Origin of the sequence: Blautia sp. aa_0143, assembly GCF_004167315.1 — a bacterium.
GTDB classification, from domain to species: domain Bacteria; phylum Bacillota; class Clostridia; order Lachnospirales; family Lachnospiraceae; genus Blautia_A; species Blautia_A fusiformis.
Genome location: NZ_RCXU01000015.1, coordinates 64460 through 76640, shown reverse-complemented (window position 1 = coordinate 76640; position 12181 = coordinate 64460). Strand labels below are relative to the sequence as shown.

Here is a 12181-nt window from a genome sequence, read left to right as displayed (position 1 = left end):
AGCAAATGAATGTGAGGATCTGATCATTATGAAGAATTTTAAAATCGGTGATAAACTTACGAAATTTCCCCTGATCCAGGGTGGAATGGGCGTTGGTATCAGCCTTGGCCGTCTGGCAGGCACCGTTGCAAAGGAAGGTGGGATCGGAATCATTTCCACCGCTCAGATCGGCTACCGGGAAAAGGATTTCGACCGGAATACCGAAGAAGCCAACCAGCGGGCTATCCTGTCCGAGATGAAAAAAGCACGCAGGATTTCTCCTGACGGTATCATCGGCTACAACATCATGGTTGCACTGAAGGAGTACGCATCTCATGTAAAAGCCGCTGTCCATGCCGGCGCTGACCTGATCATCTCCGGTGCAGGACTTCCTACAGAGCTCCCTGCTCTTGTCAGCGGAAGCAAAACAAAGATTGCCCCCATCGTCTCAACGGACAAATCTGCAAAGGTTATCCTGAAATACTGGGAAAGAAAGTACAAGCGCACTGCAGACCTTGTGGTGATCGAAGGTCCCCAGGCAGGCGGTCATCTGGGCTTCCACAAGGAAGAGCTGGATTCCTATACACCGGAAGCCTACGACAATGAGATCCGAAAGATCGTCCAGACTGTAAAAAGCTATGCCGCAAAATTCGGCACGGAAATCCCTGTAGTAGCTGCCGGCGGCATCGCCACGCACGAGGATGTAAAGCATGTCCTTGATCTTGGTGTGGACGGCGTTCAGGTCGCCACCCGTTTTATCCCAACGGAAGAATGTGACGCAGACATCCGGCTGAAAGAATCCCTGATCCACGCCGCAAAGGACGACATTGCCATTGTAAAAAGTCCGGTAGGTATGCCGGGACGTGCCATCATGAATCCCTTCATGCAGCATGTCATGGCCGGAGAAAAAATCCCGCACAGCCCCTGCCACCGCTGCCTGGTCAAATGCTCACCTGGCGAGATTCCCTACTGTATCACAGATAAGCTGATCGCCGCTGTAAAAGGAGACGTGGAAAATGGCCTGCTGTTCTGCGGAGCAAAGGCCTATATGGCAGATAAGATCGAAACCGTGCACGATGTGATCGCTGATCTGTTTGACACAGAATCGGAGTGCATCCGGCTGTCATAAAGATAAACCTGCGCCGCTAGGCGCACCTAAACAAAAAGCCCCTGCTTTCATTGCTTTTCGCAGTGAAAACAGGGACTTTTAGTTTTTCTACCGGTTATCGATCTTTTCCGGGTACATGTCATGCTCTGTCAGACGTTTCCAGGCAATCTCCTCCCATCTGGTTCCGGCTTTTCCGTAATTGCAGTATGGATCAATGGAAATGCCGCCTCTCGGCGTAAATTTTCCCCAGACCTCAATGTATTTCGGATCCATGAGACGGATCAGATCCTTCATAATGATGTTCACGCAATCCTCATGAAAATCTCCGTGATTGCGGAAGCTGAAAAGATACAGCTTCAGAGATTTGCTCTCCACCATTTTTTCACCGGGTACGTAGGATATCGTGATCGTCGCGAAATCCGGCTGTCCGGTAATGGGACAAAGGCTTGTAAATTCCGGGCAGTTAAATTTTACAAAGTAATCGTTGTCCGGGTGCTTGTTCAAAAATGTTTCCAGTACCTCCGGAGCATAATTGTCCGGATATTTTACTTTCTGATTTCCGAGAAGGGTGATCCCTTCTTTTTCCAGGTTTTCTCTGCTCATATTTTTTTCCTTTCTATGGTCAAACGGATATTTATGATCCGATCTATCTGTCAAGTGCCGGATCCTTCACTCCATTGAGCCGGAATGCCTCTGCTCTGTCAATACAGGTTCCACACACACCGCAGGGCTTTTCGCCGCCTTCGTAACAGCTCCAGGTCAGTTCATAAGGAACATTCAGCTCCAGGCCGGTTTTTACGACCTCTGCCTTTGTGCAGCTGACAAAAGGCGCCTCAACCTTCAGCTGGCCGCCGCTTCCCTGATAGATCGCCTCGTTGATCGCATTGTGAAACGCACTGCTGCAGTCCGGATATGCATTTCCGGCTGCATCATCCGCATGTGCTCCGTAATAGATCACACTGCAGTTTTTTGACAACGCAATACTTGCTGCCGAGGAAAGAAATAATCCGTTCCGGAACGGCACATAGGTTGAAACCGGTGAGCCATCGGTTTCCTTCAGCTGCTCTGCATAGCTTTCGTGCGGGATCTCTCTGTCTGAATGCTTCAGCAGCGAGCAGTCACTGTACCGGAAGATCGGCTCCAGATCCAGATAAAAATGTTCCACTCCGTAATATTCTGCTGTTTTTCTGGCAGCCTCGATTTCTTTTGTGTGCTTCTGTCCGTAAGCTACTGTTAATGCAATTACATTCTCTTTTCCATATTTGTTTACGGCAAGCCCCAGGCAGGTGGTGGAATCCACACCGCCGCTTGCAAGTACAAGTGCTTTCATAGCGTTCTCCTTTTCTGCGGTATTTCTTGTTATATTGTGATATGTTTTCCTGTCATACTCCCCGTTTCTGCGGGTCCCAGATCACCTTATGAAGCTGGATCTGAAGCTTTACATCGTTGAGCTTTTTTTCCATAAGGAAATCCACGATCTCCACCGGCTGGATCCTGCCGAAAACAGGGCTGAAATAAACTGCCGTTTTTCCGACCAGCCTGTACTTTTCCAGGATTTCCAGAGCTTTTTCCATATCTCTGCGGCTGCTGACCACGAATTTCAGCGTATCCTCACTGCCCAGAAGCTCCAGATTGGAAAGGAGCATCTCTTTTTCCATGCCGCTGTCCGGTGCTTTATAATCCATGGTAAAGGACGGACGTTTTTTTAATATATGATAAGGCTTCAGATCTACGCTTCCATTGGTCTCAATCTCCACCCGCCGGAATGGATCCTCCAGGATTGCCTCGATCAGCTCCTCCATGCCTTTCCGTAAAAGTGGTTCCCCGCCTGTAAGTGTCACATTTTTTACGCCTGTTTCACGGATCCAGGAAAGGATCTCTTCTTCTGTCAGCCTTTCACTCTCACATCCCGGCTCATTTGCCCAGCTGGTATCACAATAGCTGCACTGAAGATTGCAGCCCTTAAACCGGATAAAAGCGGCAAGCTCTCCTGCCCGTCTGCCCTCTCCGTTGATGCTGACAAATTTCTCTACAACCTGATAGGTACTCATAGCCATACCGCCTCCGTTTCTTCTTCCGTTTCCCGGTAAGCTGCACAGTTATTTGGTGTTTCGTAAACAACAGCTCTTTTTACAGGATAGCCCTTTTCTTCCATTTTCCTGAAAAAATATTCTGAAAAATTCTCTGCTGTAGGGCGAAAGGGAACCTTCACCAGATGAAAGCCTTCCTCATCCAGTGCTTCCAGCGTTTTCGGACGTAATGTATTTTCTTCATAGATCAGCGTGTGATCCATGGAATCTGCCAGCTCCCGAAGATCCTTTTTCAGATCTCCGAAGTCTACCAGCATCCCTCGCCCCTGACCGTTTTTCTCCAGCTTCCGGCTTTCGATCTCAATCTCCACATGCCAGCGATGACCATGGATGTTGGAACATTTGCCGGTGTAACCGGACAGAAAGTGTGCCGAATCGAAATCTGCTTCTGTTTTTAACTGATACATAAATTTTTCCTCCTTCTGGATCTGTCACACCACCCGAATATTTCCATAAATAAAAAAAACCGGGATTCCCGGCCTTGATCCAGTTAAAGTAAAAAAAGGGCAGACCCGCCACGAGTCTGCCCTGATTCTCACATCTTCTTCAGCCCTGGTTTTATTTATAGACAGGATGGTACAAACGAACTGTCTTATATTAATTTGTATGGTATTTCCGGAGATACTGCATCAAACGATAAATCGAACCAGATCATCCGCGTTCGCTGCTCACTCATGAGCGCAGTCGCTCCGCAACGATCTATGGGAACTTTCAACTCCGGAATTACGGTAAATTTTCTGCAGAATTATCTTCTTCCGCAGCACTTCTTATATTTCTTACCGCTTCCGCACGGACACGGATCGTTCGGGTAGATTTTTCTTGCAGATGCCGGCTGCATCGGCATTGCTGTCGGCACAAAGCTGTTCGGCATTGCAGTGTGCGGCTTGCCTGTGGCAAACGGCCATACTGCTCCTGAGATCTCATTCGGTGTGTAACCGCGGAATTCCAGCATTCTTGTGTTATTGTTTGCCTCCATGATCAGCTTTGTAAATTTCTCAAGCTGCTCATCGTTAAACTGGATCCCCTTCTGGTTCAGGTTTTCCATGATCGCTGACATTCTGCCATCCATGGAGCATTCTTTGTAAATAAAGAACAGTACCTGATCCTTCACTGCATCGGAAACCTTCATCTCATCCAGCAGGAATCTGCCCAGTCTCTGGTAAGAAGCAGATTTTGTCGGATACCCGTTTTCGGAATAATCCAGGATCTCATCTACAGACGGAATATAGAATTTCCGTCCACCCTGACGTCTCTCGATATCCTTGTAGATGTTATTGACCAGTGCGGATTTCAGGATCAGCTGATCCCCCGCAAGCTCACAGATACAGGCCTTCTCCGGAATGGTATGATACAGCTCGATGAAGCTGTCATATCCGATGTCAAAGCCTTTTCTCTGCTTAAACATCTCATATACGGTCTTTGCCGGTGCAGATACATACAGATAGCTTACCATAATAAGGCAATCCTTCAGCCAGTTTACCTGGCTGCGAAGTGTCCGGAATTCCGGTGTATTGATCTGGTCGTAAACAGCTGCAACCTCTGCCGGAACTTCTGCGTAATCATCACTGTAGGAAACAAGGTAGCCCATATCGTTCAGCCACTCTAATGTATTCCACTCATCCTCTGCAACATGGAAGCATTTTCTCTGAATAGCCGCCTCAAAAGCCAGTACTTCCTGATCGTCTGCTACGAGGAAGCTTGCTTTCATAACCTCCGGTTTAAGAACCTCTGCGGCAACCTTTGCGGCGATCTCTTCCTGCTCCATTCCCCTGCAGTGAAGTCCAAGCTCACCTGCAATGCTGAGAAGGTCTTCTTTACGATAGGACATGAGGAAATCTTTTACTGTAGGATTTCTTCTGCTGCCTGTGGCTGCCTCATCTGCTTTTGCAGCTCTGGCTGCTGCCTCTACTGCTGCTACTGTTGCAGCAATGTCTTCCGATGCTTTGGCTGTTTCCGCCTCTGTCTCAACTGCTGCAGTGCATCCCAGCTCCGGTGCCTCTGTCCAGTACGGATCATCCTCACCCTTTACTTCTTTTACAATAGAAGGAGCTTCTGCTGTTCCCTCGTCTTTCTTCTCAATATCAACTCTGTATTCCGGAGCTTCCTTATCCGCGCCATACTGACGGAAGGTAAACCATTTCTCGGAATCCATAAGCTCTGCAGTCTCTGTCTCGCCTGCATTTAATAATGTGAAATTATTCTTCGCTTCTCCGTCACCGTTCTCACGGATCTGTACTTTTTTCTGAAAAAATTCAATCTCATATAGGCTGCCTGCCGGATACTGAACCAGTTTTTCAAGCATGGCTGCCATATTTGCAAATGTAACGTCAGCCGCAACAGTACAACGTCTCCATACCGGCGGTTTCGTTCCTTTTCTTGTGATTTTTAACTGATAAAACATTCCTGTGTTCCTCTCCTGTAAATATATGCCGGATCAGGAGATACGAATAACTCCTGATCCGGCGTAAGCAACTTCCCCTATGTTATACAAAAATAGAGAAATTGTCAATATTTGAGAGGCTTCTACAACACAATATCATATTTCTCAACCTGGATCACAGCATTTCCGTCACTGTGAAACAGGATCTCATCTGCTTCCACTGGTGTTGGGATCACGGTAGTCGCAGTTTTGCTTCCATCATTGATAAAAAGCTCTATGGAGCTTCGATCCAGGATAAAACGCAGCTTCAGATTCTGTCTGTCATCTGTGATCTGGAGCTTTCTTGTACATATAACATCACGCTGCATCCCGCTCCAGGTTCTGTCGATTTCCAGTATCTGTCTTTTTCGATCATAGGTAAAGACCGTTGTATATTCTTCATTGCGTGCAAGCTCGATCCGGAACTCATTGTACACATCCAATGCTTCCTGATTTGGATTTCCGGAGTTCCTGCTTCCATCCATGATGCCATCTGCGTTCTGCAGTTCCACAGTCAGATCGATCATTCGGCCACGGACGCCTTCAAGGCTTAAGCTCTCACCCACTTTTACATTCTCATAACAGCAACGGTTTTTCCGATAATTCTCAATTTCTCGGACCGGCTTCTGCCAGATCTTTCCGTCACGATATTCCAGCTCTCTCGGAAGAGTCATCATTCCCTGCCATCTCTGCTTTTCCTTGATCACACAGCTATCCCAGGATTTCATCCAAGCAATCATCACTCTTCTTCCATCTGGAAGAAGGGTTGTCTGCGGCGCATAAAAATCAAGTCCGTAGTCCAGACTTACCGGTGCGTCTTTTTCAAATGTATGTTTTTCGCTGTCATAATCTCCCGTAAAATATAGGGAATTATGTCCATTATGAAACTCATACCCTTTTGCCCGCATATGCTGCGGAGAACAGATCAGCACATGTTTATCCCCGAGCGGAAAGAAATCGGGGCATTCCCACATAACACCGATTTCTCCTGTGGAGTTCTCCGCAAGAATTGTTTCAAATTTCCATTCTTTCAGATCTTTACTGGAAAACAGAACTACCTGTCCAGGAATTTCTTCGCTGCGGCATCCTACGAGCATATGGTATGTTCCGTTATCTTCCCATACCTTCGGATCACGGAAATCAACTCTGCTGCATTTCTCCGGAAGCATATCCCCGGTGACTACCGGATTTTTCTCTGCCTTTACATAATCTTTTCCGTCACCCCAGGCAAGGCACTGATTCTGCCGGACTTCTTCTTTTCCATCAGGCAGCTTTTCTGTTGTAACTCCTGTGTAGATCAAAGCCTGTTTTCCATCCGCTTCAATAGCACTTCCGGAAAAGCATCCCTCTCGATCATATTCCTGATCCGGTGCAAGTGCTGCAGGAAGCTGCTCCCATCTGATCATATCCTCTGTCACACTGTGGCCCCAGTGCATAGGGCCCCAGTCACGGCTGTAAGGATGATACTGGTAAAAAAGATGTACCTTTCCTTTAAAAACAGAAAATCCATTGGGATCATTGATCCAGCCAACCGGTGCAGATACATGAAAGGCCGGTTTCTCTTCCTGCGGGATATTTTTTGCTTCCTCTATTTCATAAAGACGTGCTTTTTCAAGTTTTTCACTCATACTCTGCTCTCTCTTTCTTTTTTATGTTTCTGACCGGTATCTTTTTCTGTTTTTATTTCTCTGTCTCACTAAGAGACTTCTGATACTGGTCAAAATATTTCTGTTTGATCGCCAGATAATCAGACAGTCCATACTGCTCCATCTTTTTCAGATAGGAATCCCATTCTTTATCGATGCCGCCATTCAGGATCCAGTCTGCTTTTTTCTGTTCCGCATACTTCTTGATATCCGTGTCGTACTGAGATACCTTATTGGTATCATCAATACTCATAAATACATTCGGATACACATATTTACTGTTCATATCCTTAAGATATGTTTCGTGCATATTGTCGAGACGCCATTTTGCATCTGCCGGCTCTGTTACATATACATCGTAATACTCGTTAAGTATTGCCAACGGTCCATTTACAGACTGTGCTTCACGAACCTCTACCGGAGATGCATCTCCCAGATCCATATGTTTCAGCATCTGACCACCTTCTGCATTCTCGGACATCTCAAAGATATTAAATGAATCTTTTTCCCCGTAAGTACCCCAGTTATTCTGCGGAGACTGGATCGGTGCATACATCTGATCGATCCATGCTGCTGCCAGTGCCGTATTCCGACAGCTTGTAGTCAGAACGCAGCGTCCTCTGTCAAAGCCACTGGTTTCACTGTTATTCTGTCTTGTGATATTTACAAGACCATCCGGACCGGCCAGCGCCGGGAGCATTACATAATCTTCATTGTTATCAATATTTGCAATATCCCAGGTGAAACACAGACCATATCTGTGGTTCTTACCTTTTGCAACATAAGTTGACCATTCCTGGGTAAAAGCCTCCGGATCCACCAGCTTTTCTTCTACCAGCTGATGGAGCCACTGAATACCTTCTTTATAGCCTTCCTGTACAGTTGTATAAATAACGGTTCCATCATCTTTCACTGCAAAATGATCACCGGTGTCACCATATCCTTCTCCGAATCCGTTGATGAGAATTGCAGGATCCTGATCACCATTATTGATGATAAAGGACATCGGGATCACACCACCCTCAATATCAAATTCTTGTTCCAGTTTATCTGCATTGTCTCGGAAAGCGATCAGAACCTGTTCCAATTCCTCTGTTGTATTCGGAACGTCCAGCTTCAGATAATCCAGCCATTTTTTATTAATGTAGGGGATATCTCCAATTGCCTGAATGGCTTCTTTCCCCGCACCAAGCTGCTCGATCCATGGGAAAGAATAAATATGTCCGTCCGGTGCTGTACACATTGTTCTGTATTCCGGGTATTTTTCCAATACAGCCTTAAGATTCGGCATGTATTTATCAATAAGATTTTCTACCGGAATAATGATTCCCTGTTTGGCATAGCGAAGAAGATCATAATCACTCATACCTGCGTTAAAAAGTCCATCCGGAAGATTTCCGAACTGTGCCAGTGCCAGATTTTTTTTGTCATTAAACTGATCCGATACAAAACAGGTCCAGTCAATGTGGACATTGGTCTGCTTTTCCAGTCTTTCAAAAATCGTTCTTTCATTAGGTTCCTGTGTAGATGTTGCAGGTGCACTGGTAATAAAAGACAGCTCTGCTTTTTCTTTCAGAGGAAATGACACATCTTCCACCGGGATATCCGGATCTATTTCTGCTTTCATGTGTTCTTTTCCATTTCCACATCCGGCACTGCATACCATTATAATTGCAGAAAGCCCGATTGCCAATAATGCCTTCATTCTTTTTTTCATCATTATCAACCTCCTGTCATCAGCCTTTTACAGAACCAACCATAATGCCCTGGTCAAAATATTTCTGGAAGAATGGATACATGATCAGAAGCGGTAAACTTGATACAATGATCGTAGCATATTTCAGAAGTTCCGCTACCTTTGCCATCTGTGCAGTACTCTGGATATCTGCGATCATTCCGGGCTGCGGTGTATTCTGTACAAGGATGGAACGAAGTACCAGCTGCAATGGCTGCAGTTTCGCATCATTCAAATAAATCATAGCGTCAAAATAACTGTTCCACATTCCTACAAAGGACCACAGTGCAAGCACTGCGATGATCGGTTTGCATACCGGCATCATAATCTTGAAAAAATGCTCGATTTCCGTGGCACCGTCAATGGCAGATGCCTCTCTGAGTTCCTTGGGGATAGACTGATAATAGGTTCTGGCAAGGATCATGTTCCAGACATTAAACGCACCCGGAAGCAGGATTGCCCAGATTGTATTTACCAGATGCAGCTGATTGATCAGGATAAAAGTCGGGATCATTCCTCCACCGAAAAACATGGTAATGAGAAAAATAACATTGAAGAAATTTCTTCCCACAAATTCTTTCTTGGACATTGGATATGCTGCCAGCAGAGTTACCAGAACTGAAATAATGGTAAACACCAGGGAATAAAAAAATGAGTTTGCAAAGCCTCTCCAGATCATATTATTTTCAAGAACTCTGCGGTACGCATCGATCGTCCACTTCCGCACATCAAAGCTGATTCCCTGGCTGTTCAGCACATTCGGATCCATAAAAGATGCGATCACAACATATAAAAGCGGAACCAGAATGGAGATTACAAATACACCCAGAAGCACGTATCCGATTCCTAAAATAGCCTTGTCAGATGCCGAATATTTCTTTTTCTCTACTTTTGCCATAACAGCACCTCCTATAATCCTTCTCCGTCATTCAGTTTCTTGACTACCCAGTTTACAAAGATCAAAAGAATTACATTGATCACTGAATTAAACAGCCCCACTGCTGTAGAATATCCATAGTCTCCATTCAGAAGACCGATTCTGTATACATAAGTAGAAAGAATCTCAGATGCAGGAAGGTTCATATCTGTCTGCAGTGCATATGCTTTTTCAAAACCAATGCTCATAATATTTCCGGCCTGAAGAATAAACTGGATCACAATGATATTTTTAATAGCCGGAAGCTGTACATACCAGATCTGCTGCAGGATATTCGCTCCATCCACCACTGCTGCCTCTTCCAGATCCTTACTTGCATTGGCAAGTGCTGCTGTATACATAATGGACGCCCATCCGGCTGTCTGCCAGATTCCGCTGGCTATGTAAATCGTACGGAACGCCGACGGCATGGTCATCCAGTTGGCATCAGAACCGATCAGTTTATTCAGCGGACCTACTGGTGAAAGAAACATACGAACCATACCGCAAAGTACGATAACTGAAATAAAATTCGGTGCATAGATCAGAAGCTGGATCTTTTTCTTGATCCCGGCTCTCCGGATCTGATTCAGAAGAAGTGCCAGAATGATCGGAATCGGAAATCCCCACAGCAGTCCGTAAATACTCAGTTTCAGAGTATTCACAAGATAATTCATAAAGTCCGGTGATGCCAGAAATCTCCGGAAGTATTCCAGTCCTACCCATTTGCTTCCAAATACACCATCAATAACATTGTAGTCCTCAAAAGCGATCAGTACACCACCCATGGGCACGTATTTGAAGATGATCGTCAGAAGAAGTGCTGGCAACAGAAAAAACACATACAGCTGCCAGTTCTTTTTCACATACTGAAGCTTTTCTGCAGCAGTTCTTTTTCCTGCCGGAACAGCTTTCGCAGAACCTTTTTTCATTCTCTTTTCCTCCCTTTTTTGTTCTTTCGTTCTTGTTTAGTAACCGGTAAAGTAACCGGTTACTTTATAATTTGATACTACTATATGACATAGCTTCTGTCAACCTTTTTTGTTAATTTATTCAAGAAAAGTTACCGGTAACTTAACTGGTTATTTTTTTATTGCTATTTAACGTCTGTATTGTTATACTTAATTACATCAATCCAATTATCCTGTACGGTCTGCAGATTTCTCTTATATGATCACATCTGCATTCCGTATCATAACTTTCTGCTGTTAAAAGGAGACTATTTTTTTATGGCTAAAAAACAGGTAACATTTGCCGATATTGCAGAATACACTGGTTTTTCCAAGACTACGATCTCCAGATATTTCAATCATCCGGATTCTCTGACCCTGGAAAATCAGGAAAAGATCGCAAAAGCCCTTGATGAGCTCGGCTACAGAAAAAACAAGCTTGCCAGGGTTCTTGCCAATGGAAAAAGCGAATTTGTAGGGATCATTGTCCCGAACCTTTATCTTCATTATTATTCCGAAATGCTGACACAGCTTCTTCGAAGTTACTCCGATTATCATTACAAATTTCTGGTTTTTGTCAGTGATGGCGGCCCGGAGAAAGAAATGCAGTATCTGGACGAGCTGATGGCTTATAAGATTGAAGGACTTATTGTTCTCAGCCATACTCTTTCCTCTGAAAAACTGGCTTCCTATAATATTCCTGTGATCGCCATTGAACGTGAAGCAGAACATATATGCAGCGTTACAACAGACAATTACATGGGCAGCATGCAGGCTACTTCTCTGCTGATACGTAATCAGTGTGATGTACTGATCCACATCAATGTCCATGTACCTGAGAATATTCCGGCTTATGACCGTATCCGTGCCTTTGAGGAAACATGCCGGGAATATCATGTTCCTTATGAACTGAACCTTAATGTTTCCGGTGATTCCTATCAGGAGCTTTTTGAACAGATGCGTGTGATCTTTCAGGATATTGACAGTAAATATTCCGGTCAGAAAAAAGGCATATTTTTATCCAATGATACTTACGCAAATATATTTCTCAATCTGATCTTCCAGAAATACAACTGTCTGCCGGATGAATATCAGATCATTGGATTCGATAATTCACCCATTGCTGCGGAGTCCATCATTCCGATCACTACTGTTGGACAGCAGATTGATGTGATCGCACAGACTACCATGGAACTGCTTGTGGAACAGATGAACGAAATGAAGAAAAGAAAACCGGCACCGCTTCAAAAACCGATCCACAAAAAGATCACTCCTGTTCTGATACGACGGCAGACAACAGGAGACTGAAAATACTTACAACATTTTTCCATATTCCAT

Annotated in this window: 11 protein-coding genes; 2 read left to right on the top strand and 9 right to left on the bottom strand. The window is 44.9% G+C overall.

The genetic code is table 11. The features are described 5' to 3' along the window. Positions 1-28: 28 nt before the first annotated feature. Positions 29-1108 (top strand): NAD(P)H-dependent flavin oxidoreductase, encoded by a 1080-nt coding sequence (locus EAI83_RS09360; protein ID WP_129975182.1) that lies wholly within the window; start codon positions 29-31, stop codon positions 1106-1108. A gap of 87 nt (positions 1109-1195) precedes the next feature. Here the strand turns inward: EAI83_RS09360 and queF are convergent, their stop codons facing one another. The 9 genes from queF to EAI83_RS09315 form a co-directional block, all read right to left on the bottom strand. Next, positions 1196-1690 (bottom strand): preQ(1) synthase, encoded by a 495-nt coding sequence (gene queF / locus EAI83_RS09355; protein WP_015526640.1) that lies wholly within the window; start codon positions 1688-1690, stop codon positions 1196-1198. A gap of 43 nt (positions 1691-1733) precedes the next feature. After that, positions 1734-2450: a 7-cyano-7-deazaguanine synthase QueC gene (queC, locus tag EAI83_RS09350; protein WP_278635392.1), complete on the bottom strand. Its 717-nt coding sequence runs from the start codon at positions 2448-2450 to the stop codon at positions 1734-1736. A 19-nt stretch (positions 2451-2469) separates the two neighbouring features. After that, a complete protein-coding gene (gene queE, locus EAI83_RS09345) occupies positions 2470-3138 on the bottom strand; it encodes a putative 7-carboxy-7-deazaguanine synthase QueE (RefSeq protein ID WP_021976185.1) in 669 nt (222 codons plus the stop codon). Further along, positions 3135-3584, bottom strand: a complete 450-nt coding sequence (queD, locus tag EAI83_RS09340; RefSeq protein WP_021976186.1) for a 6-carboxytetrahydropterin synthase QueD — start codon at positions 3582-3584, stop codon at positions 3135-3137. Before queD ends, queE begins: the two co-directional genes overlap by 4 nt. A 338-nt stretch (positions 3585-3922) precedes the next feature. Then, positions 3923-5578: a YecA family protein gene (locus EAI83_RS09335; RefSeq protein ID WP_059086408.1), complete on the bottom strand. Its 1656-nt coding sequence runs from the start codon at positions 5576-5578 to the stop codon at positions 3923-3925. Positions 5579-5700: 122 nt separating this feature from the next. Then, on the bottom strand, positions 5701-7224 hold the full coding sequence (locus EAI83_RS09330; protein WP_129975178.1) for a glycoside hydrolase family 32 protein: 1524 nt from the start codon (positions 7222-7224) through the stop codon (positions 5701-5703). A gap of 52 nt (positions 7225-7276) precedes the next feature. Next, on the bottom strand, positions 7277-8908 hold the full coding sequence (locus EAI83_RS09325) for an ABC transporter substrate-binding protein (protein ID WP_412377894.1): 1632 nt from the start codon (positions 8906-8908) through the stop codon (positions 7277-7279). A 70-nt stretch (positions 8909-8978) separates the two neighbouring features. Then, on the bottom strand, positions 8979-9875 hold the full coding sequence (locus tag EAI83_RS09320) for a carbohydrate ABC transporter permease (protein WP_129975176.1): 897 nt from the start codon (positions 9873-9875) through the stop codon (positions 8979-8981). 11 nt (positions 9876-9886) lie between these two features. Then, the gene (locus EAI83_RS09315; protein WP_119239811.1) at positions 9887-10825 is read right to left on the bottom strand and encodes an ABC transporter permease; all 939 of its coding nucleotides are present in this window, start codon (positions 10823-10825) and stop codon (positions 9887-9889) included. Positions 10826-11122: 297 nt separating this feature from the next. Between EAI83_RS09315 and EAI83_RS09310 the strand changes: the two genes are divergently transcribed. Beyond that, positions 11123-12151, top strand: coding sequence for a LacI family DNA-binding transcriptional regulator (locus EAI83_RS09310; protein ID WP_129975174.1), 1029 nt, complete (start codon positions 11123-11125; stop codon positions 12149-12151). Positions 12152-12181 lie beyond the last annotated feature (30 nt).